The organism is Microcystis ichthyoblabe FBCC-A1114 (genome assembly GCF_050500245.1).
Lineage (GTDB): Bacteria > Cyanobacteriota > Cyanobacteriia > Cyanobacteriales > Microcystaceae > Microcystis > Microcystis ichthyoblabe_A.
Window position 1 is genome coordinate 4647961 of record NZ_CP191408.1, and the last position, 23075, is coordinate 4671035.

The window sequence follows — 23075 nt, forward strand, 5'->3', positions numbered from 1 at the left end:
CAAAATCAACAGATGATTAAAATTTACACGGAAATCGAACGGGGGCAAAATTGGTTAGAGCGCCATCAAAAATCTTGTCCGATATTTGCCCTAGTTTTAGGTTTTACCGAGACGGGATTAATCCCCGGAATCTCCACCGCTGGTGCTACCCCGGAAGATAGAAAATATACAGCGATCGCCGATGCCGAATTTATCGTTAAAGGAGTTTCACCCCATCCCCGTTATCCCTTACCCCCCCTAACGGTGGGAGCCTCTCCTGCCTATATTACCCGCGCCGTGGTGGAAAAATTAGCCATTCCCGTCCTCGTTTTTAACGCCGGTTTACCCTTGCCCCCGGCCGTCGATTATATCGAACTGGGGGGACAACCGGCCCGTTGTCTCTCCACCGGCCGCGCCCTAGATCTCCCCATAGTAAAACACCTGTTCGCCCAAGGACTAACCTGGGGCGAAAAACTAGCCCGCCAGTCTAGTTATCTAATTATCGGCGAGTGTGTGGTCGGTGGCACCACCACCGCCCTCGCCATCCTCACCGGATTGGGTTATCGAGCCAACGGCAAAGTTAACAGCAGCCATCCCCAGTGCAATCATGCTCAGAAACAGGCAATAGTTGAGCAGGGATTAGCCGGAAAAGAAATTTTTGATCCTTTTGAGGTAATCGCCGCCCTAGGCGATCCTCAGCAGATTTTCGTCGCTGGCATGGCCATCGCCGCCAGTGGGCAGGGTGGGGTACTTCTCGCCGGAGGAACCCAAATGTTAGCCGTTTCTGCCCTAATTCAAGCTCTAGTGACTAAATATGCCTATCCGGTTAACTGGGAAAATATCATCGTCGGCACAACTCGTTGGGTAGCGGAAGATAAAACAGGGGATACGGTGGGATTAGCCAGCCTGATCGGAAAAATACCCCTATTAGCCACACAATTAAACTTTTCCGCCTCTAAATACCCGGTTTTGCAAGCTTATGAACAGGGTTTCGTCAAGGAAGGAGTCGGTGCGGGGGGATGTGCGATCGCTGCTTATCTGTACCAGAATTGGACTAATCAAGATTTGGTCAAGGCGATCGAAAATTTAATCGGGTTTCAACTATAGTAGTTATAGTCATTTCAGATAAGTCTGATACAGTCTAGACCGACAAAATTCTTCAAAACCCTTATGAACTCTGGGATTGATATTCTCAATTTTAATTGAAATGACTATAAGTGATTGGCTACGTTTACCGATTACGAGAATTTAAGGTGTATTAAGCTACGTTAACACACCCCAAATTTATCTATATTTAACCGATAACATCTTCCGATTTAATCAGATGCGCTTCTAGGAACCAGAGACGTTTATCGATGTCTCGGGAGATTTCCGTATAGAGATCTGCTGTGTCGGCATCCCCTTGATTGCCAGTGCTATCAATCGCAGAACGAAGATGGGCGGCGTATAATGCATAACGTTCGGCTAAAGCAACGATATGTTCACTACCATCGACGATATCAGCCGGATATTCTGGCAGAATCGAGTTAGCGGCAGCGATGCGTGCTGTTCCCAAAGCGGTTCCACCTAAAGCGGTAATCCGTTCTGCTACCATGTCCCCATAGCCTTCTAATTCCGTGGCCATTTCGTCGAAGAGGCTGTGCAATTGGTAGAAATTTAAACCTTTTACATTCCAGTGGGCTTGTTTAACCTGAGTTTTTAGGTCTAAACTAGCGGCAAGGGTTTGGCTTAGGATTTCAACAATAGCTTTGCGGATATCTAATGCTAAATCGATACGAGTGGCGTAGTATTGTCCCGTGGTTTTGGTTTTGACTGGAATGGCTACCATAATCTTTCTCCTTGATCAGTTAACAGAATACTCGATAATTTTTGTGGGTGCATAAGGGACTGATTTTGATCCTATTGGACGTTGATAATAAACTGAAAAACGGCCAATTAATTCGGAAAACAAGTAGCTGATAACTGATACTTCCAATGCGCTCAGTACAAGTAACGGCTCGAATCAGCGGCATCAGACAACCTTGAACTGAGCATCAGCAGCCCTCGTCCGTCTGCTGCACTCGAATTGTTAGACCTCTCTTATCGCTCATCTCATGCCAGAAACAAATTCTTGTACCGTAATTCCAGCAGTACGAATAAGACTACGAAGCGTACCCTTTGCCACTTCACGATGATCAGGAACAGAGAGTGTTACCTGTTCGCCCTCCTTAACCATGATAATATGGCTGGCACTTTGACGCGCAACTTGCCAGCCGAAGGTTTCAAATACTCGGACTACCTCACGTCCGCTGAGAACAGGAAGAGCAGAGGACATGATTATGCCATTACCTCTACTTGGTGAGTTTCAATCGTTAGGGGTAGCCCACGTTCTGCACGAACTTGAAGGCAGGCGATAATTGCATCTCTGATATTTTCAAGAGCTTCTGCTCTCGTTTTACCTTGGCTGACACAACCCGGAATGCTGGGGCATTCTACAACCCAAACTCCATCTTCGTCACGGTCAAGTGTTACAGTCAACTTCATAAGTTTTCACCACAATCTCCCAGCTTATAGTTTACCTCGTGTTCTCACCTACCTATTAGTGGATGACAAGAACCTTCAGTAATCAAAGCTACATCAAGGAAGATACCGAATTGGGTTTTGCCCACCTTCAGCAAACTCAACCCAATTTACGCAGCAATTCTCATTTTAAGGTTTCATGACATTAAAACCCCTGCACCTAGAGGGGTTAATAATTCTTAACGAATCTCTAGATCGCTGAAACAACGCAAAATCGTTTCAAAATGAGAATTGCTGCAATTTACGGATGTTGCCCCTATGTACTGAACATGAGTTAATCGAATGTCGTATCGACCTTCCCTGTCTGCTGGCTCTGCACCAGCATGGTTCGCTATGTACAAATTATTCGCATTATTCTCATAATCACGATGATAAAGAATAATACGGTCAACTTCACGATTGGGATCGATCTTCCACTGACCCGTTGAACCAGTGTTGTCATCGTGGAGAACAAAGTGTTTTCCCTCTGTAAAGATAACGACTACCTTTTCATTTGGCTTTATGAAGTCACGGGCTTTCACAAAATCAGCAATTCTCATACTTGTGAGGCACAAAGTTTCTGGTTTTAGTTAGGGAACAGGCAACAGATGGTGTACTTTATAAGACTGAGAAACGCTATAAATGATTAACGAAATACATCAGACTACAATCACACCCAACAAAAAAGCTCTAACTTGCCCGGGCAAAACCTCTCACAGATATCTCTCCAGTTGCAATGGAAAGATAACGGCTCTTCTCGACTTTGTGTGATAATTTTTGCTTATGGAATCGTGAAATGCTTATCGGGTAACACTTTTAGGACTATTTTGTCGAAGAAACTATCAGTATAGACCTCGTTTCCACACAGAAACCAGAAGAGCCAGATAACTTGAGGTCTAACTGATTGATTATGCTCCTAAATGAGCCGCTAATTCTTCCGAACCGCCAATTAATTGGCCGTTAATGAAGACTTGTGGGGTGGTGGTATTACCACTCATAGCCCGCAGAGAACGACTGGTGGCATCGCGTCCGAGGATAATTTCTTCGTATTGTAGGCCTTTTTCTTCTAACATTTTCTTGGCCCGGAGGCAGTAGGGACAACCCACTTTCGAGAAAAGAGAGACTAAAGGCGGTTTTTTGGCTTCTGGGTTGATGTAGTGTAACATCGTTTCCGCATCGGAGACTTTGAAAGGATCTCCCGGTTCTTCTGGTTCGATGAACATTTTCTCGATAACACCATCTTTGACTAGCATCGAATAGCGCCAAGAACGTTTACCGAAACCTAAGTCAGCTTTATCGACTAACATCCCCATTCCTGCGCTAAATTCGCCGTTACCGTCGGGAATTAAGACGACATTATCACATTCTTGATCTTTTGCCCACTCGTTCATGACAAAGGTATCATTCACCGACAAGCAAACAATAGCATCTACGCCATTTTCCCGAAAAACAGGGGCTAATTCGTTATATCCGGGTAAATGGGAGGTGGAACAGGTGGGAGTGAATGCCCCGGGTAAGGCAAAAAGAACAACGGTTTTTCCTTTGAATAATTCCTCGCTGGTGATGTTCACCCATTGATTATTTTGACGCACGGGAAAGGTGACATCGGGAACTCTCTGTCCTTCTCGGTTTGGTAGCATAATCTTCAACTCCTAATTACTAAGTCGTACTCATTTCGAGTTTGTCTAAATTAAGTGTACTCATAACGACTATGAGTTGTCAACAAGTATTTATACTTAAATTAGGAGATAGGAGAATGGGAAATAGACAAAAGGCAGTAATATTGATTAGTTAATTTACCTAACCCCCCACACCCAACACCCAACCCTTTTTTTACTGAAAAATGATGTTTTCCTTCCTGAAAAAAAGCTATAAATGGCTAGGACTAGCGATAATAACGGTGATTTTGGCGATTACACCCGCAGTCATTGCCCAATCAACCACTAGCACCATACCTCTGGCAAAAATTAACTGGTTACAGGCGATTTTTTTGGGATTTGTGCAGGGAGTGACGGAATTTTTGCCGATTAGCAGTACCGCTCATCTAAAAGCGATTCCCGTCTTTTTGGGTTGGGGAGATCCCGGTGTCACCTATACGGCAGTGATTCAATTGGGCAGTATTGCGGCGGTATTGTCCTATTTTTGGCAGGATTTAAGGCAAATATCCACAGGAATGGTGAAAGCGGTGGCTAGTTCCGATTATCGTTCCCAGGATTTTCGTTTAGCCGTGGGGATTATCCTAGGCACAATTCCGATCGTTTTCTTCGGTTTGTTAATGAAACTTTTCATTCCCGATTTAGATAATTCCCCCCTGAGAAGCATGACAGCGATCGCCAGTGCCTCCATAGTCATGGCTTTACTCTTAGGTACGGCCGAAAAAATCGGGAAACATAAACGCAGTTTTGAGACTTTGCGACAAAAAGACGGGGTTTTAATGGGATTAGCCCAAGCTTTAGCGCTCATACCGGGGGTATCTCGTTCTGGGTCCACCTTAACTGCCGGGTTATTCATGGGTTTAGAAAGGGCCGTAGCGGCGCGATTTTCCTTCCTGTTGGGGATTCCGGCGATAACTTTAGCCGGTTTAGTGGAATTTAAAGGAGTTCTCGACCAGATTAACACCAGTGAATTAATTCCCCTCGCTATTGGGGTAATTTCTTCGGCGATATTTTCCTATCTTTCGATCGCTTGGTTATTAGATTATCTCAAAAAACAGAGTACCTGGGTTTTCGTCTGGTATCGTCTCTTTTTCGGGGTTACTATCCTGATTGGTGTAGCCTTGAGGCGTTTTTCCTGACCTTTTGGCATTCTAATTAGGGTTTGCTGAATAATGGTAAAAACCTTACAGGAAAGGGCTTTTAGCTTGATTGAGAGCTTCCCAAATGCACTTAAATCTGCTAGAATCTCTTAAAACCCTTGCATCACCCTTGCATCTTCTCTAATTAGTGCTAATGTACCGTAAAAGCGAGTTACCCTCAACCCCACCAGAAAACTTCGAGCTGCCCTTTGAGGGGAAATTATCCCAAGATAATCGTTGGGTAATTATGGCCAACCTCATTCCCTGGTCAGAATTTGAAGCGGAATACGCATCACTTTTTTCAGAAGAAATGGGCGCACCCGCCAAAACATTTAGGATAGCAATGTCCGCATTAATTATTAAAGAAAAATTAGGAACAAGCGATAGAGAAACGGTAGAACAAATCAAGGAAAATCCTTATTTACAATACTTCTTGGGGTTTTCATCCTACAGCAATGAACCCCGGTTTGAAGCGTCAATGTTGGTTAACTTTCGAGAAAGAATCACTCTGGAACTAATTAATAAAGTGAATCACTTTATGGTCAAAAATTCGAGAGAAATAAAATAAGGAGAAAACACCGAAAAAAAGTTAGAGAGCGAAACCCAAAGTCAACCCGAAAATCGAGGTAAATTAATTTTAGATGCCAGTTGTGCGCCCGCAGATCTTAGTTATCCTACGGATTTAAACCTGTTAAATCAAGGAAGAAAACAAACCGAAAGAATTATTGATATTCTCTAGGAAACTTTAAAAGGAAAACTTGTTCAAAAACCGAGAACCTATCGTCTCCTAGCCAGAAAAAGTTATTTAGAAGTAGCAAAAAAAAGAAAACCTACCGTCAAACAAAGACGAAAAGCTCTGAAAAGACGGCCAATTCAAGTCTGAATTGCATCACTGTCTGATCTACCTTTATAGAATACCTCATTCGGGGTACGATAGTCAAGACATTTTCGAGGACGATTGTTAATCAAGTTTACGGCTCTTTCCACCTCCTCTGGCTTAACGATTTTAAAATTCGTTCCCTTAGGGAAAAATTGTCTTAACAGTCCATTGGTATGCTCGTTTAATCCCCTCTCCCACGAATGATAAGGAGTAGCAAAATAAAAATCTGCTCCTAGTTTCTGACTCAACTCTTGATGTCCACAAAATTCTTTGCCGTTGTCACAAGTAAAGGTTTTTCTTTTGTCAGGGTGAATCTCTTGAAAAAGTTTTTCTGTGACTCTATTGATTTCCGATGCGGTTTTGTTTTTGGCTAATCCTGCTACTAAAAATTTCGAGGCTTTATCTACATGAGTAACGAGAACTCCTAGATGATTGCCTCCAATCATTGTGTCACTTTCCCAATGACCGATTTCAGTTTTCTGGTCAGCAATTACTGGTCGCTCGCTGATATCTACACGCCCTGGAATCCCTCCACGCTTACTTTTTGCTCCGCCTCGACTCTTTCTTTGACAAAGCCCCCGGCGTAAATATTTCTGGTACTCTCCACATCTGTGATAGTTCTGATAGATCATTTGATAGATGGTTTCGTGACTGAGAGATTCTTGACTGGCTCTTTTCAGACGACCTGCTATTTGTTCGGGACTATGATAATCTTTCAATCCTTCTTTGACCAACTCTAAGGCTGACTCGCTGACATTTTTAAAGGGTTGTTTGGCATTTTTTCGCCTTGTCTCGCTTTCAGCTTGTGCTGTGTCAGGTAGATAGCAGCCAAGAGAACTTTGATTCCTTTTTAATTCCCGTGATATTGTGCTTTGATGACATCCGAGCCAGACGGCCATTTGCCGTTGAGATAAATTTCCCTCCTGACTAAGTTGGTAGAGCAAGTTTCTTTGTTCTATGTTAAGATGTTGGTGGCTCATTTTGGGTCTGATTTGTTTTTGTTAATGATCAGACAGTACCTGATGAGCCTTTCTTTGTCAACTCTTGAGGTTGATGCGTTTCATTTTTGAATTGGCGGACAACTGCAATATCTGAAAAGAAATCTCGACCATATTGAACAACTTTTAGCAGAAGGAGCCTCTCTACAAAGCTTGAAAAAAAGAGACTATAAACTGTTATTAGTAGTCACAGAAGTTTATCGCCAACAACTCTGGATGTACCAAAATAACAAACAGAGTATTGAAGACAGAATTGTCAGCTTAACTCAACCCCATATCCGTCCGATAGTCAGAGGAAAAGCTGGAAAACCCGTAGAATTTGGGGCTAAATTCTCAGCAAGCTGTATAGATGGTTACATATTTTTAGACCGGATTAGTTGGGATAACTTTAATGAATCGGGAGATTTAAAAGCACAAATAGAAGCTTATTATGACTATACAGGATACTATCCAGAATCAGTTCATGTGGACAAAATTTATCGAACCAGAGAAAACCGAGCTTGGTGTAAAGAAAGGGGAATCAGAATCAGTGGTTCCCCATTAGGAAGACCAGCCAAAAATGTTAGTAAAGAACAAAAGAAACAAGCTACCGATGATGAGAGGATTCGGAATTGTATAGAGGACAAATTTGGACAAGGGAAAAGAAGATTTAGCTTAGGTAAAGTGATGGCTAAACTTCCTCATACTTCCTTTTCAGCGATTGCTATTACTTTTTTAGTCATGAATCTTTCTAGCCTGTTGAGGCAGGTTTTTTGGGCTTTTTTATGTCTGAAATGGGGCTCTTCGGGAATTGTTATGCAAATAATTAACTTAAAATAAAATTCGATGAGAGCAACTACGCTCAAAAGTAGCTGAAATTCATACAAGAAAGGACTTAAGGCACAAATAGGTTAATACCAAAAGATAGACAATCGAGTTAAGATTTGATATAATAGCCAAAAACGAGATTATTTTACTTATGATACTTGACAAATTTTTGAACCTACAAGGAACCTGTATTCAAGGCTATCGACACCTAGAAAATATCGGTATAGTTTTCCAAATCGAATCGAAAAATAAAAAAGCAGCCTGTCCTCGTTGTGGGTTAGAGAGCGATAAACTTCACCAAAATCATCGACATTTAGTCAAAGATTTACCGCTCTCAGGTCAACCAGTGTACCTGCAAGTTAATCGTCGTCAATTTAAGTGCGGTAATTGTCAGAAACCCTTTAGCGAAGAGTTAGATTTTGTCGCCAAGAAACGAACCTATACGAAAAGACTAGCCGAGAATATACTCGAACAATTAAAAGAAGGAGATATTTTAAATGTTAGCCGAAGAAATGACGTAACGGAAGAAGAGATTCAAAGAATGATAGAGGACATAGCTGAAGAAATTACAGAGACAGACCTATCGAAATTAAAAAGACTAGGAATTGATGAAATCGCTCTAGTCAAAGGACAAAAAAATTACTGTGCGGTTTTAGTAAATTTAGATACGGGAAAACTAATAGCTATTCTAGAGAAGCGAACACAAGAAGAATTGAGGGAAACGCTTACAGGGTGGGGAAAAGAGGTGTTAGAGCAAATTGAAGAAGTCAGCATAGACCTTTGGTTGCCCTATAAAAATTTGGTGAAAGAATTGATGCCATCGGCCGAGGTAGTCGCCGATAGATTCCATGTAATGAAACAAATTAATCAAGAGTTAGACGAACAAAGAAAAGCAGAAAAAAGAGCCGTAGAAGCGCAGAGAAATAAAAAACAGAAAGCGGAAAAAGAAGCGAAGCTAGAAGTTTTAAAGCGAAGTAAATATAGCTTGTTAAAAAATGAAAAAGATTTAACGGAAACCCAAAAAATCAAACTAGAAGCTATCAAAGAAAATTTCCCAAATTTGAAAAAGATGCACGAGTTAAAGGAAGAATTTAGAAAGATTTATGAAACCTCAGAGAATCCGACAGAAGGACTGCTATCCATCTCGGACTGGTTGGCAAAATCCTCCAGTGTTTTTACCAAGAGTTGTCAAACAATCCGAAACTGGTTTGGAGAAATCATTAGTTATTTCGAGCGAAGGACAACTAATGGGGTGGTCGAGGGAATCAACAATAAACTTAAACTAATAAAACGGAGAGGCTATGGCTTTAGAAACTTTCGGAATTTTTGGGTTAGAAGTATGTTGTCTTGGCATCTTGTCTGTTGATTTAGCATAAAGGGTAACGAAGAGCCGGAAATGGAAAAACAGCACTTTTTCTCGGTCAATGATTAGGATAAGTTATAATTTAAAAAATTAATCAACAAGTAAAGCTTATGCTTGTAGCTAAGTGAAATCATTGATTAAGAGACCTGTACTTTTCAATGACTTTTTGCCGCAAACCCTAATACCAAATTTCAAAAACTATGGCATACTTATAGAAAAGATTATTAAGTGGATAAATTGGCGATGCCGGTCGTACCCAAAATTGATATTGTTGAGTCAGTAGAAGATTTAAAAAAATTAATGAAACAACAAAAAAGTAGTTTAGCCTACGCTAAAGTACAGTCCTTATATTTTTTGAAGATGGGGGAGGTAGAGACGGTTCGCCATTTAGTGGTATTAATGGGACGAGGGGAAAGAACAATCCATCGCTGGTTAAGTTTTTACAGAAAAGGAGGAATCGAGCGATTATTATCTGAAGGAAACCCACCAGGAAGACCGAAAAAGATTTTGGTAGAAGAAGTCGCTCTTTTACAAAACGAATTAAAAGACCCAGTGGGTTTTACCAGCTATAAAGAGATTTATTTTTGGCTCTCGGTCGTTCGAGAAATTTCCGTCAGCTATACAACAGTTTATCGTCTCGTTAGACAGGAATTAGAAGCTAAATTAAAAGTACCTAGACCAGGAAATCCGAGACAATTGCCTGGCGAAGTAGATGAGTTTAAAGCGAACTTATCTAAACGACTAAAAGCTTTACTAGACAGGGAAAGCGAGAAAGTAAAGCGTTACGAGAAAGTAAGTTTTTGGTGCGAGGATGAAAGTAGATTTGGTTATCACACTATTGCTCGGAATAAAATAACTCTTTTCGGAGTTAAGCCGATTGGTAATTTTTAATATAACTTCCAATGCTTTTGGCTGTACGGGGCTGTAGAGCCTCGACAGGGCAGAAGCTTCTTCTATGAATTCTCCCATTTAGATGGGGATTGTTTCGGAGAATATCTATTACAACTATCGCAAGCTTTTCCCAATGAATTACATATTTTACAAGTAGATAACGCTCCTGCACATATGGCGGGACACTTAGAAATTCCCGACAATATTATCTTGTTTTATCAACCTTCTTGTTGTCCTGAAGTTAACCCCGCAACAGAGAGTTTGGCTGTACCTGAAAAATTTTCTGGCATGGGAAACTTTTGAATCTCTTGATGCTTTAAGAGATAAACTCGATGCTCTTTTAAATCGTTTATCCAATGACACTAGGCTCTTCGTTACTTGGTATGGTTCGATAGGGGGGCATAAATCGACTAAATCCTTATCTGGCAAGGGATTTAATTGATTAGTTCGCTCTAGATCGAAAATAATTGACAAAAATCGCTAAATGCTTTTCTATATAAGGGTTCCATCCCTTATAACCCCCGTTCATTGCATAACACAAACCGAAGAGCCTGACACTATCGGGTATTTAACGGGATGGTCTTGGATTTTAGAAGCTCTATGTCTGTCAGGAATTTAGAAATTTGGTATAAGATAACAGCAAAACTGTCCGAGATTTTCCCTATGAGCGATCAAATTCTTTCATCCCTCTCCCTGGAACAAAAACGACAAAACCTGCGCCACCAAAGGCGATCGAAGGTGTGGCAAGCTCTAGGTCGCTTTCTGGTGGTTAGTGGTTTAGCGACGGGATTAGCTTGGGGGATGACTTCACCCTATTGGACAATTACCAAGGCTGGACAGGTGGAAATCGCAGGCACGGAATTAATGTCCCCCGAGTCGATTCGCGCTTGGCTGAAATTAAGCTATCCTCTATCTCTCTGGGAATTACCTACCCATCAATTACGAGAAAAATTAGCGGCTATTCCCGCTATTGCCGACGTTAAGATCGAGCGGCAATTATTACCCCCGAAAGTGATTGTTTCTATTCAAGAAAGAAAACCTGTTGCCCGTTGGCGTTCTCATCAACAGCAAGGTTTTTTAGATGCCTCGGGAACGATAATTCCTCAAAACTATTATGGTCGAACTCTGCCCAAAAGCCAATTACCTAGCCTAGAAGTGCTTGGTTACGACCGACAATATCAACAACAGTGGCAAAAAATTTATCCCTTAATTGATAACTTATCCATTAAAATTACCGCCATCGATTGGCGCAATCCTAGTAATCTTGTACTAAAAACCGAGCTAGGACAGGTCTATTTAGGTTTTTATAAAGATAGATTGCCCGAAAAATTAACCGCTCTCGTACAATCGCGGCAATTGTCATCCAAGATACCTCTAGCGCGAATTATCTACATTGATCTGAGCAATCCCGATGCTCCCACTGTACAATTAAAGCCACAGCCAGCCCCTAGGGTTGCCAAAGTAACGGCAACCGGTCGGGATTAACTGGAATTGATCAGTAAATAACCGCAATTATTCCCTTTAGGTATTGGCAAAAAAACCAAATTATGATTTTATGAACAAGAAACTGATACTGTAGATACTGGAACCGACATAATATTAGTGATAGTGTTAACAGTGCATCTCTAATTCATCAAATCAATAACAGAATCTTGTACTAAGAGTGTTCCAATTCCAATGACATCGATTAATGAGATCGTTCCCACCTATCCCAATCTGAACAGTAACGATTATGCCAGTTCAGCTATGAGCGAAGATAATCATTACTCTCAGAATAATGCTGGAGTATTATTTACTCGTCCCCATGAATCACAGATGACACCCCGAGAAGAAAGTCGTAGTAATCGCATCGTGCCGAGCAATGTCGCCAAGATCAAGGTGATCGGGGTCGGCGGTGGGGGCTGTAACGCCGTTAACCGCATGATCGCCAGTGGCGTGACCGGAATCGAATTTTGGGCAATTAACACCGATGCCCAGGCCCTGGCCCACTCCTCCGCCCCCCAGAGGTTACAAATCGGGACAAAATTAACCCGCGGCCTAGGGGCGGGGGGCAATCCGGCGATCGGACAGAAGGCGGCGGAAGAATCCCGGGATGAAATCGCCCAAGCATTGGAAGGAACTGATCTAGTCTTTATTACCGCTGGCATGGGCGGCGGTACGGGAACAGGGGCTGCTCCAATTGTGGCCGAAATTGCCAAAGAAATCGGCTGTTTGACCGTGGGAGTTGTGACTCGTCCCTTTACCTTCGAGGGTCGTCGTCGCACTAATCAGGCCGATGAGGGGGTGGGCGGTTTACAAAGTCGGGTCGATACCCTGATTATTATCCCCAATAACCAGTTATTACAGGTAATACCCGCCGAAACTCCCCTACAGGAGGCTTTTCGCGTCGCTGATGATGTGCTGCGGCAAGGGGTACAGGGTATCTCGGATATTATCACTATCCCCGGTCTGGTCAATGTGGATTTCGCCGATGTGCGGGCAGTGATGGCCGATGCGGGTTCAGCCCTAATGGGCATCGGCATCGGTTCCGGAAAATCTCGGGCTAAGGAAGGAGCGATCGCTGCTATTTCCTCGCCGTTACTGGAATCCTCGATCGAAGGGGCGAAAGGTGTGGTCTTTAACATCACCGGTGGTCAAGACCTAACCCTACACGAAGTCAATGCCGCCGCCGAAATTATCTATGAAGTGGTGGATCCCAACGCTAATATCATCTTTGGGGCAGTAATTGACGAGAAAATGCAGGGAGAAGTCAGAATTACCGTCATTGCCACTGGTTTTTCTGGGGAATCCCCCTCTCGTCCCACCAGTAGCAAGGTGGTGATCAATACCCCCGCACCCAGTCCGGCACCCACTCCTGAACCACCAAAACCGGCGGGATTAGATATCCCCGATTTCTTGCAACGTCGTCGTCCTTTTGATCGCTAACGGCCTATGACTGCCATTGCCCTCACCATCGCCGGTTCCGATAGTGGTGGCGGCGCGGGAATTCAAGCTGATTTGAAAACCTTCGCCTTCCACCGAGTTCATGGCACCAGCGCCCTTACCTGCGTTACCGCCCAAAATACCCTGGGGGTCGAGCGCGTCGAATCCTTAAGTCCAGAAATGGTAACAGCCCAAATCGATGCGGTGGTCAGGGATTTCGGTGTGCAAGCGGTCAAGACGGGAATGCTGTTCAGCAGCGAGATTATCGAAGCGGTGGCCGAGGCGATCGAGCGCTGGCGTTTAATCAGTTTAGTGGTGGATCCGGTTATGGTTTCGCGGGTAGGAGCCAAATTAATTGATGATCGGGCTATAGATAGTCTTTTTAATAGTTTAATTCCTCTGGCTTCGATTGTTACCCCTAATCGTTACGAAGCACGGCTTTTAAGTGGCATCGAGATCAATGATTTTGAGACGATGAGAGCGGCCGCCGAAATTATTTTCCAGAAGTCAGCCACACCGGTATTAGTGAAAGGAGGAGCCATGAAAGGCCGGCTGCGTGGGGTTGATATCTACTTTGATGGGGAGGAATGGCAAACTTTTAAGACCAGAAGCGTCGAAACCAATAACACTCACGGGACTGGTTGTACCCTATCGGCAGCGATCGCGGCTAACCTCGCTTTGGGTGATGACCTAAAAATAGCGGTGAAAAAAGCCAAGGAGTACGTTACTAACGCCCTTGAGCATTCCCTCGCTATCGGTAGCGGAACCGGTCCAGTAGGCCATTTTTACCGCTTAAAAGCCCTAAATTAGTCAATTCATAACCACTACTCCGCGTATTTCCCCCAAGTACCCCAGAGTTGCACTGGTCGCCCCTCGGTTCCCCTCTCGGTCTATCGGGAATTAGTCAAAGAATTGCAGTCCACCCAGGCACGGGTGGAATTTCTAGAAGCACAAAACCAGCGGTAATGATTCGGTAGTAAGCTAAAACGCACTTAAACCACCTAAAATAGAAATAGTAACTTGAGAAAAATTCTACTTATGCCAGCTAAAGATTTCCGGTTCTTCCGAACTTACCATGTAAAATCAACTGGCAAAATGCCAATTTAATAAACATCTAAGACTAAAGTTTTTAAAGTTTCTAAATCCATAGCCTCTCCTTTTCATCACCTTCAGTTTATTGTTAATTACTTCCACTGTTCCTTGGGTTGTTCGGTTATCAAAATAGGCAGTTATTTCATCAATCCACCGCCTCATTGTCTGGCAGCTTTTAGGAAAGTAAGCCATCGCCTTTTTTATCCAATCACTCAAGGCAAATAATCCCTCATTCCCCTCCGTATTTTTCTCAAATACTTCTCTAAATTCCTCTTTTAATTTGTGCATTTCCCCAAGTTTTGGAGACACTTTATATACTTCTTCCAATTTTTTCCTTTCTTTCTCTACTAAGTCTCCTTCATTCTTTAATAATACCAATTCTCCAAAGTCTGACTACAGAAGTTTAATCCCCCTAAATCCCCCTTAAAAAGGGGAACTTAAAGGGGGATTTAAATTCGATGTGTAGTTTTCATTTAGAGAAATGGTATAAGGCATATTTGCTCTTGGCTATTCCTGCTAAGATATTTTCTTTATTTTTCTTATTTTTTATCTTAGCTGCCTCTCTTTTTACCTCCTTTCTTGCTTCATCTAGCTCGTTATTTACTTGTTTCATTACATGGAATCTATCCCCTACTATTTGAGCTTGAGGCATTAGTTTTTTCTCTGACAGGGGGACAAGCGAGCTAGAAAACTTGCCAACACAGGCTTCTGGCTTCTCTCGCTAGAAATAGATCTAGCGATTCTAGGCAAAAAGCTAACGAAAGAATTAGGGATAGGAGCGAGCTTACTAGGAATTATTATTAATAAGTGAGAGATGGTGCGGCGAACTTTTTAGAGCTAAAACCATGAAAAGCTTATGATATATGGATTTCAGCCTTCTTGTCCCCCTTTCAGGTTTTTTCTGCCACATTTTTATACCCTATCCACAGGTCTATACTTACTTCCTCTATTTGGCTCAAAACCTCTTCTCCCCAGTGTTTCAGATATTCTGTTAATGCTTCTTCTGTTCTTTTTTTCACTAAGCCTATAATTTTTCCTGTGTCTATATTTACTAACACAGCATAGTAATTTCCTTTTCCCTTTATCATGGCTATTTCATCTATTCCTAGTTTTTTTAGCCCTTGAGGTTTTGCGGTTATTAACTCTTCTCCTAAGTCTTTGAGCATCGTCTCTATTTCTTGTTCGCTTACTCCATTTCTTTCTGCCGTATTTTTGAGATCACTATTCAGGACTTCGGCCACTATTTTTTTTCTAAATCTGTCTGTGTAGGTTCTTTTCTTCGGCAAATAATTTAGTTCTTCTGTGAATTTTTTCCCACATTTCTCGCAGCTCATCTGACGACGATTGATTCTCAGATATAATGCCTGTTCTCCAAAGGGTAAATCTCGGATTGTTAATTCATTGTTTTGATGAACTTTTTCCGTTTTACTTCCACAATGAATGCACTGGCTTTCTCTTGACATATTTTCTAAATGTAAAACAATTCCTATATCGGTAATAATTTGATAATTGGTAACGACAACTCCTTCTAGGTGAAGTAGCCCGGTCATTAACTTTAATTGTGGATTTGATGGCATAAGTATAGCTTGTGTCTAAAATTGCTGGTCTTGGCTGTCTATATTTTAAACAATAAATTGCTGTATTGCAAGCATAGTCAGCTTTTAAAGATAAATTATTGTTTTTATTGGTCAGCAATAAGTGTCTGTTTTTTCTTTGATTTTACACGACAAGTTCGGAAGAGCCATTAAAATCGGGAGTTCATAATTACCTAGTCACCGATAGTGATTAGACCCCACAGTGCGGTATTGGGTTTTATTGAGGGGGTGTCGGACCGATGGGGTAGGATAGTAGGACAGAGGAGGAGGCTCGACCGCAGAGAGCGGTATAATTAATATTTAGATGCCTTCATGCCTAACTTGAAGTGAGAGTATATGTTTAAAGAAACTACTTATTGGCATAAGTTCAGTTATTTTCTTGGATTGGTTCGAGAGATTGGTGGCTGGAATTTCCTATACCGCTATGTAATACGAGCATTTTATAAGATAACCAAGCTCAACCAGAAAATGGTTCTATTTAATAATGTAGAAATGACTCTGCCCTATGATAGTCGATTCGGAACGGAAATTTTCCTCAAGGGAAGCAAGTTAGATTGGGGATCTGAAATTATCCTTCATCGGTTCTTAGATATTAATAAAGACTTTATTGATGTTGGGGCTAATATTGGTTATTACAGTTTACTGGCTGCTCCTTCATCCAATCAGGTTTATGCCTTTGAACCCGATCCGAGAATGGTTGAACACTTAAAGAGAAATCTTTCCCAGTTTCAAAATTGTCATATTCTAGAAGAAGCACTTTTTTCCGAGCCTGGCACTATGGATCTTAATTTGAACTCAATGCCTGAACTAAATTCGCTGGTTAGGTATAGTCCCCAAGAGAACAAGGTGACAGTCAAGGTAAATACTTTAGACAAATTGATGTCTGATTATCCGTTACTAAGTGTTTCCTGTATCAAAACAGATGCTGAAGGAGCAGATTTCGATATACTAATGGGTGGCAAAAATCTTCTCATTCGAGATCAGCCTTTGGTCTTGTCGGAAATTTATCCAACAAAGAAGCTCCTCGAATTTATTAAATCTATTGAATTTACCTGTTTTGCTTTCGTCAAATCTAAGGATGAGAATGGAGATAATTTCCAACCAAAATTCATGAAGATTGAAACAAAACCGACAAACTCTCGTGTTAAAATGATTTTCTTAGTTCCTCATAGGCTCTTGTCAAGGTTTGAAGAGCTAAAAGATGTCTAACACTTCGTTGCTGCGGACGGAACAGAGCTTATTTCTAGGATAGCGATCATCATAGCTATAGTGTGCGTTCCTTGATGTGGCTCCTACTGCCGGACCGATAGATTTTGGGGAACGCACCATGCTCATTAAACATCTCCAAAAATTATAACCTGATCACAGCCTGCTTTGGGTGTATATAGCGGTTCTCGCATCTGTGCGGCACACTTAAACCTTTGCTGATTAAGCTGTTCAGGATCGGGAATGTACCTCTTGTGAATCAGAAACGCTATATACTAACTAAATAGTTCGATAGCTCAAATGTATATCTATCGTTGCTAATTCAATTTCACTGAAAAAATATCAGGGCTCTTCTCGACTTTGTGTGATAATTTTTGCTTATGGAATCTTGAAATGCTTATCGGGCAAGACGTTTAGGGCTATTTTAACGTTCGGCGATGACTTCGGCGTGAGATCAGTAGTTCGACAAGCTCACTAACACGAACGCTCAGTCGAGCTGCGGAAGAGACTATCAGTATAGATCTCGTTTCCACACATAAACCAGAAGAGCCGCCAGTTTTCCTAGCCATTGCCTGATAAGTGATATATTTACTGAAAAACTGGGCAATCTAGAACTAAACAGCATCGTGATGAGGGGGATAAGACTTTGGACTCTGCTAACGCTCAGAAAATTCTCGGCTATTTCATCGAAGAAGCAAAAGAACACCTGGAAACTTTAGAACAGGGTATTTTAGACTTAGGCAATCTCGTCAACAACAATGAACAGATGAACGAGATGTTTCGTGCCGTCCATTCCGTCAAGGGGGGGGCGGCCATGTTAGGTTATAGCAGTATCCAAAAAACTGCTCACCGTCTTGAGGATGCTTTCAAAATACTAAAAGAAAATCCTATAGAAGTCGATCAAAAATTAGAGTCTTTGTTCCTCAAGGGTTATGATCTGCTTCAGGTATTAATCGATAAGCTGCGGGAGCCCTTAGGTTTGCAAAGCGAGGAAGCTAACGCCATCGTTAAAAACGGTGAAGCGACTTTTGCCGAATTACAGGCCCATCTTAACTATCTTCTCGGCCAGGGAAAATCTACCTCTGCTATTGCGGCAGCCCCTTCTATCTCCATTAGCGTCAGAGATATACTCAAACAGATGTTACAACTGTTTAAACAGCAAGAAACCAGCGCTTCCCGTCAGCAATTACAAAAATTAATTTCATCTCTGTCTCAATTGGCCTCAGAACAGCAACAATGGCAATATTTAGTTAAAAATGCTCAATCGGCTCTGGCTAACCCCAAACATTCCTACCGTACTCTCGCCCCAGTTATCATTAAAGAATTAAAACAAGCCAGTGATTTATTAGCATGGGGTCGCGGGGAAGAAATCACCGTCAGTCAAGAATTGCAATTATTAGCCACCGCCAAATTACCACAAATCCTGATTACCCTAGAACCCGAATTAGCAGCTAGTACCCTGCGGCAAATGTTCAGTCGCCAACAGGTCTCGCAACTGGTACAGTTATTACAAAAAAGACGTTAACAGCTGCCCCAGCGTAATTAATTGTGCGCCAACCGAGGTGGCAATAATTCTCGATGGTGAATTGGGATAGAGCCAAACCAGAAAAAGCTAAGATATGGCAAGATAAAAACTTAATGCTGACGGCTGACAAATATCAGACCTGAGGCAGCATCTCTTGAATCACCGGTCAAGCTGGGATTTACTGAGAGTAAGCGATCTGCTAGAGTTTTAACGTTCGTTAAATTTCTCGGGCAGAGAAAACAAACAAAACCATAATGGTGTTACTGGGTGTGTGGAAGTGCTTAAAAATCTCAATTTTTCGAGGCGATACTCCTCGCTGGCCCTGCTGCTGGCTATTTTCGGATTATTTCACGGGACGGTCATGGCCGAAGAAGAACCCACAGAGACGGTTTTTCCCCGCGTCGAGCAGCTAGTACAGTCTCCTCCTGCGACGGGAGAAACTACTCCACCCGTGGCACCACCGACGGAAACTCCGACGGAAAACCCAATCCCTACAGAAACTCCCACCGCAGCTCCACCGGCACCGGCGGAGGAGTCGCGGGTTTTGGTGGCTGAAGTGGTAGTACAAGGGGCTAATCGAGAATTAGAAAATCTAGTTTATAATACCATTCGCACCCGACCTGGACGAAGCGCGACTCGATCGCAATTACAAGAAGATATTAACGCCGTTTTTGCCACGGGCTTTTTTGCCGATGTGCGGGCAGTTCCCCAAGATACGCCCCTAGGGGTGCGAGTTACCTTTGAGGTGCAACCTAACCCCGTTTTTCAGGGTGTACAAATTCAAATTGCCCCAGAAACCGTGGACAAATCGATTTTACCTGCCGGGGTGGTCGAGGAAATTTTCGCTAGTCAATACGGCAAAACCCTGAATTTACGGGAACTACAGGCGGGGGTAAAAAAAATTAATGACTGGTACAGCAAAAACGGCTATGATCTAGCCCAGGTGATCGGTGCGCCGCAAGTCAATCCCGATGGTCGGGTTATTCTGGTCATTTCCGAAGGTTTAATCGAAAAAATTCAAGTACGTTATTTTAACGTCGAACAGGAACCAGTCAAGGCTAAAACCAGAGAATTTATCATTACTAGGGAAATGCGCCTAAAAGCGGGGGATATTTTCAACCGTAATACTGCCCAACAGGATTTACAGCGTGTTTTCGGTCTCGGTTTATTCGAGGATGTGCGTCTGTCTTTTTCCCCCGGCAGCGACCCAAGGGAGGTGATTGTTAACGTCGATGTGGTGGAAGGTAATACGGGTTCCCTAGCCGCTGGGGGCGGTATTAGCTCGAATGCAGGCTTATTCGGCACTGTCAGCTATCAGCAGCGCAATTTTGGCGGTAATAACCAAACTTTAGGGGCAGAAGTTCAGTTAGGGGAACGGGAATTTTTATTCGATCTGAGTTTTTCCGATCCTTGGATTGCCACGGATAATTTCCGTACTTCCTACACGGTCAACGTTTTCCGGCGACAGTCGATTTCTCTAGTTTATGATGGGGAAGATTCCTCAATTCGGACGCTTAACGATAATGATAGTCCCCGTATCGTCCGCACGGGTGGCGGTATTACTTTTGTCCGTCCTTTGGCCCCTGATGTTTTTACAAAACCAAAATGGGTGGTTTCCCTAGGTTTTAACTATCAACAGGTACAGGTGCAAAATGCCAATGGTGACATCTCCCCCCTGTCTGCACCTCTCAATGGTTTTGGCAGTCAAAAACTGGCGTTTAGTTCCTCTGGGACCGATGATCTACTTTCCCTCAATATTGGCGCTATTCAAGATTTTCGCGACAATCCCCTGCAACCCACCAGTGGTTCTTTCCTGCGTCTAGGTTTAGAACAAACTGTCCCGGTTGGTTCTGGCAGTATTTTCGGAACTCGTGTTCGGGGTAGTTACAGTTACTTTATCCCCGTTCGGTTTATTAATCCCTTTAATCTCTTTGAAACCGATATTTTTAAAGGTCAGCAATCCCTAGCTTTTAATGTGCAAGCAGGGACAGTATTAGGCGATTTACCCCCCTACGATGCTTTTATTGTTGGGGGTAGTAACTCTGTACGGGGTTACGCCGAGGGAGAAGTGGGTAGCGGTCGCAGTTATTTCCAAGCGACGGCCGAATATCGTTTTCCCATTGTGGCAATTATCGGGGGGGCGTTATTTGTCGATTTCGGCACTACTATTGGTTCCCAAGGTGATGTCCCCGGTCAACCCGGGATTGTCCGGGATTTACCCGGTACTGGTCTCGGTTACGGTTTAGGTGTTCGGGTACAATCTCCTGTCGGCCAAATTCGGGTTGACTACGGTTTTAATGTCGATGGTAGTTCTCGTATCCATTTCGGTATCGGGGAACGATTCTAATCAGTTATCAGTTACCAGTTATCAGTTATCAGTTACCAGTTATCGATGAATTTAGTTATTTTTGCTGTTCACTGATAAAAGCTTTATTACTTGATAATTATGGTTTCTACTATCTCTAAACAATTTGAATTATCGGGAATTGGACTGCATTCGGGGGAGATAACACGGGTGCGCGTCTGTGGGGCAAATCCAGGAGAAGGACGTTATTTTGTCCGCAGAGATCTAGCCAATCAACCGATTATTCCCGCTCTAGTTTCTTCGGTTTACCAAACGACTTTATCAACAGAATTGGGACGAGGAGAAGCAAAGGTTAGAACTGTTGAGCATTTATTAGCGGCCTTAACCGCTTTGGGGGTAGAGGATGCTCGCATTGAGGTGGATGGTGCGGAAATTCCTCTCCTCGATGGTTCGGCTAAAATCTGGGTGGAAGCGATCAAAAATGCTGGTTTAAATAACTCTTTTTCTCCATCAGATTTAACCATTTCTCAACCGATTTGGTTGTACGAAGGGGATGCTTTTGTAGCGGCGATTCCTTCCCCTGAATTACGTTTTACCTACGGCATCGATTTTACTTATAAACCGATCGGTAATCAATGGTATAGTTGGAGTCCTAATCAAGAAAGTTTTCAAAATGCGATCGCAGATGCTCGGACTTTCGGTTTTGCCGATCAAATTGAATATCTGCAAAAGGCTGGTTTAATTAAAGGAGGCAGTTTAGAAAATGCTTTGATCTGCGATCAAAATCAATGGTTAAATCCTCCTTTACGCTTTGATAATGAGCCAGCAAGACATAAATTATTGGACTTAATTGGTGATTTGAGTTTACTGGGAACCATTCCCACCGCTCATTACATGGCTTTTAAAGCCAGTCATAAACTTCACGTTCAACTAGCTAAAGCAATTCAGGGTTAATTAGGGTTTGCGGCAAAAAGTTTTTCGTGGGGGTAGGGTGGAGGGATTCCCCTTCCCTTAATTCCTCGAGATAAAAACGTAAAATCCTGCTGGAGTTGATTAACTCCCCATAACGAGCAGTATTAACATTTAGTTTAAATGCTCCTCGTGGGCATTTGCCACGATTAGCATGGAGAGACTGGTATCTTGAAGAATACGAATGTCTGTTTTAGGGTATGGTCTTCTTTTTTTATTGTATAGTTTAATCGCCGTCTTGTCGCTTTGGTTTGGTTAAAGGCAAGAAACCCAACACTATCGGAAGCAAGATTAAATAGGGTATGATGGACGTTGGATAGAAGGGTTTAATGAAAGTGCAAGGGTTTTAAGTCCCTCAGATCGATTCCTCAACCTTTGTTTCTTGCACTTTTTTTGAAAAAAAAGCACATAACCCTTTTCTAGTAAAGCTTTTACCAATATTCAGCAAGCCCTAAATAAAGAGTGAGAAACAAACTAAATCCCTACCCCAAGAATCGGTACAAGGAAGCTTTTTTCGACAAAATTTATCGCAAACTAAGTAGATCATGAAAATTGACGAATTACTCAAGAACAAACGAGAAAAAATCCTTGCTATTGCTGCTAAACACGGCGCAAATAACGTGCGAATCTTTGGTTCTGTTGCACGGGGAGAAGCTGACGAAAAAAGCGATATTGATTTATTAATTGATTATTGTAGCGAACGTCGGAGTCCCTGGTTTCCCTTGCCGTTAATTCGAGAACTGGAAGACTTGTTAGGCTGCAAAGTTGATATTGTTACCGAACAGGGACTTAAAGATAGGATCAGAGAGCGCGTACTTAAAGAAGCAATACCACTATGAGGGATGATACCGAACGCTTGCGGGATATTTTAGAAGCAATTGAGCGTGTAGAAAAGTATGCTCGACAGGGAAAAACCGTGTTTGAACAACAAGAATTAATTCAAACTTGGATTGTCTATCATTTACAAATTATTGGTGAAGCAGCTAGAGCAACTTCTTAAGAATTTAAAGCAAGATATCCCGCAGTTCCTTGGCGAGATGCCAGCGATCTAAGAAACTTAACTATTCATGAATATTTTCGTATTAATCTAGAGATTATTTGGGATATTGTTGAAAATGATATTCCTCCTCTAAAAGGACAAATCGAAGCTATTTTACAGGAATTTATTTGACTAAACCCAACCCAATTACTTAAATTTCGGGTTTCACTAT

General features: G+C 42.4%; 17 protein-coding genes and 7 pseudogenes. 15 read left to right on the top strand and 9 right to left on the bottom strand.

Translation table 11 applies throughout. The annotated features are described in order from the left end of the window. Nucleotides 1-12 precede the first annotated feature (12 nt). Nucleotides 13-1086 (top strand): nicotinate mononucleotide-dependent phosphoribosyltransferase CobT, encoded by a 1074-nt coding sequence (cobT, locus tag ACQY1Y_RS22685; RefSeq protein ID WP_069474195.1) that lies wholly within the window; start codon nt 13-15, stop codon nt 1084-1086. 187 nt (nt 1087-1273) lie between these two features. Here cobT and dps read toward each other — a convergent pair whose 3' ends face one another. The 5 genes from dps to ACQY1Y_RS22710 form a co-directional block, all read right to left on the bottom strand. After that, complete coding sequence (gene dps / locus ACQY1Y_RS22690; RefSeq protein ID WP_002738563.1) at nt 1274-1807, bottom strand: DNA starvation/stationary phase protection protein Dps; 534 nt, start codon at nt 1805-1807, stop codon at nt 1274-1276. Nucleotides 1808-2065: 258 nt separating this feature from the next. Next, nucleotides 2066-2293, bottom strand: a complete 228-nt coding sequence (locus ACQY1Y_RS22695; RefSeq protein WP_002739431.1) for a type II toxin-antitoxin system HicA family toxin — start codon at nt 2291-2293, stop codon at nt 2066-2068. Between the two features lie 2 nt (nt 2294-2295). Next, nucleotides 2296-2502 carry a type II toxin-antitoxin system HicB family antitoxin gene (locus ACQY1Y_RS22700; RefSeq protein ID WP_002739432.1) on the bottom strand — a complete coding sequence of 69 codons (207 nt, stop codon included), beginning with the start codon at nt 2500-2502 and terminating at the stop codon, nt 2296-2298. Between the two features lie 215 nt (nt 2503-2717). Next, a complete protein-coding gene (locus ACQY1Y_RS22705) occupies nt 2718-3077 on the bottom strand; it encodes an HNH endonuclease (RefSeq protein WP_430013613.1) in 360 nt (119 codons plus the stop codon). Nucleotides 3078-3425: 348 nt separating this feature from the next. Then, nucleotides 3426-4157: a glutathione peroxidase gene (locus ACQY1Y_RS22710; protein ID WP_002738486.1), complete on the bottom strand. Its 732-nt coding sequence runs from the start codon at nt 4155-4157 to the stop codon at nt 3426-3428. Nucleotides 4158-4360: 203 nt separating this feature from the next. Here ACQY1Y_RS22710 and ACQY1Y_RS22715 point away from each other — a divergent pair, with 203 nt between their 5' ends. Beyond that, nucleotides 4361-5311, top strand: a complete 951-nt coding sequence (locus ACQY1Y_RS22715) for an undecaprenyl-diphosphate phosphatase (protein ID WP_430013614.1) — start codon at nt 4361-4363, stop codon at nt 5309-5311. Between the two features lie 154 nt (nt 5312-5465). Then, nucleotides 5466-6179, top strand: a pseudogene (locus ACQY1Y_RS22720) (transposase); the annotation flags it as partial. A gap of 5 nt (nt 6180-6184) precedes the next feature. Here the strand turns inward: ACQY1Y_RS22720 and ACQY1Y_RS22725 are convergent. After that, on the bottom strand, nt 6185-7171 hold the full coding sequence (locus ACQY1Y_RS22725; protein ID WP_430013615.1) for an IS30-like element ISMae39 family transposase: 987 nt from the start codon (nt 7169-7171) through the stop codon (nt 6185-6187). Nucleotides 7172-7270: 99 nt separating this feature from the next. Here ACQY1Y_RS22725 and ACQY1Y_RS22730 point away from each other — a divergent pair. From ACQY1Y_RS22730 to thiD, 6 genes and pseudogenes are all read left to right on the top strand, one after another. Then, nucleotides 7271-8008: pseudogene (locus ACQY1Y_RS22730) on the top strand (transposase); the annotation flags it as partial. Nucleotides 8009-8147: 139 nt separating this feature from the next. Further along, nucleotides 8148-9362 (top strand): ISL3 family transposase, encoded by a 1215-nt coding sequence (locus ACQY1Y_RS22735; protein ID WP_193979949.1) that lies wholly within the window; start codon nt 8148-8150, stop codon nt 9360-9362. A gap of 240 nt (nt 9363-9602) precedes the next feature. Beyond that, nucleotides 9603-10644, top strand: a pseudogene (locus ACQY1Y_RS22740) (IS630 family transposase); the annotation flags it as partial. A gap of 269 nt (nt 10645-10913) precedes the next feature. Continuing rightward, nucleotides 10914-11735 carry a cell division protein FtsQ/DivIB gene (locus ACQY1Y_RS22745; protein ID WP_002738467.1) on the top strand — a complete coding sequence of 274 codons (822 nt, stop codon included), beginning with the start codon at nt 10914-10916 and terminating at the stop codon, nt 11733-11735. 192 nt (nt 11736-11927) lie between these two features. Next, a complete protein-coding gene (ftsZ, locus tag ACQY1Y_RS22750) occupies nt 11928-13175 on the top strand; it encodes a cell division protein FtsZ (RefSeq protein WP_002778450.1) in 1248 nt (415 codons plus the stop codon). A gap of 6 nt (nt 13176-13181) precedes the next feature. Then, nucleotides 13182-13982 carry a bifunctional hydroxymethylpyrimidine kinase/phosphomethylpyrimidine kinase gene (thiD, locus tag ACQY1Y_RS22755; protein WP_002738816.1) on the top strand — a complete coding sequence of 267 codons (801 nt, stop codon included), beginning with the start codon at nt 13182-13184 and terminating at the stop codon, nt 13980-13982. Nucleotides 13983-14255: 273 nt separating this feature from the next. On the opposite strand, the pseudogene ACQY1Y_RS22760 reads toward thiD, so the two are convergent. From ACQY1Y_RS22760 to ACQY1Y_RS22770, 3 pseudogenes are all read right to left on the bottom strand, one after another. Further along, nucleotides 14256-14636, bottom strand: a pseudogene (locus ACQY1Y_RS22760) (ISL3 family transposase); the annotation flags it as partial. A 118-nt stretch (nt 14637-14754) separates the two neighbouring features. Then, nucleotides 14755-14922: pseudogene (locus ACQY1Y_RS22765) on the bottom strand (transposase); the annotation flags it as partial. Between the two features lie 241 nt (nt 14923-15163). Then, nucleotides 15164-15841 (bottom strand): annotated as a pseudogene (locus ACQY1Y_RS22770) (transposase family protein); the annotation flags it as partial. A gap of 354 nt (nt 15842-16195) precedes the next feature. Between ACQY1Y_RS22770 and ACQY1Y_RS22775 the strand changes: the two are divergent. The 6 genes and pseudogenes from ACQY1Y_RS22775 to ACQY1Y_RS22800 all read left to right on the top strand — a co-directional run bounded on the left by ACQY1Y_RS22775 (nt 16196) and on the right by ACQY1Y_RS22800 (nt 23035). Continuing rightward, nucleotides 16196-17068 (top strand): FkbM family methyltransferase, encoded by an 873-nt coding sequence (locus ACQY1Y_RS22775; protein WP_430013616.1) that lies wholly within the window; start codon nt 16196-16198, stop codon nt 17066-17068. A gap of 643 nt (nt 17069-17711) precedes the next feature. Further along, nucleotides 17712-18590 (top strand): Hpt domain-containing protein, encoded by an 879-nt coding sequence (locus ACQY1Y_RS22780; RefSeq protein WP_430013617.1) that lies wholly within the window; start codon nt 17712-17714, stop codon nt 18588-18590. Between the two features lie 361 nt (nt 18591-18951). Next, nucleotides 18952-20937 (top strand): BamA/TamA family outer membrane protein, encoded by a 1986-nt coding sequence (locus tag ACQY1Y_RS22785; protein ID WP_430014709.1) that lies wholly within the window; start codon nt 18952-18954, stop codon nt 20935-20937. A gap of 99 nt (nt 20938-21036) precedes the next feature. Further along, nucleotides 21037-21849 (top strand): UDP-3-O-acyl-N-acetylglucosamine deacetylase, encoded by an 813-nt coding sequence (lpxC, locus tag ACQY1Y_RS22790; RefSeq protein WP_002738636.1) that lies wholly within the window; start codon nt 21037-21039, stop codon nt 21847-21849. Nucleotides 21850-22409: 560 nt separating this feature from the next. Continuing rightward, a complete protein-coding gene (locus ACQY1Y_RS22795; RefSeq protein WP_002738918.1) occupies nt 22410-22703 on the top strand; it encodes a nucleotidyltransferase family protein in 294 nt (97 codons plus the stop codon). Further along, nucleotides 22700-23035 (top strand): annotated as a pseudogene (locus tag ACQY1Y_RS22800) (HepT-like ribonuclease domain-containing protein). The gene ACQY1Y_RS22795 and the pseudogene ACQY1Y_RS22800 overlap by 4 nt, the downstream one beginning before the upstream one ends. The last annotated feature ends 40 nt before the right edge of the window (nt 23036-23075 follow it).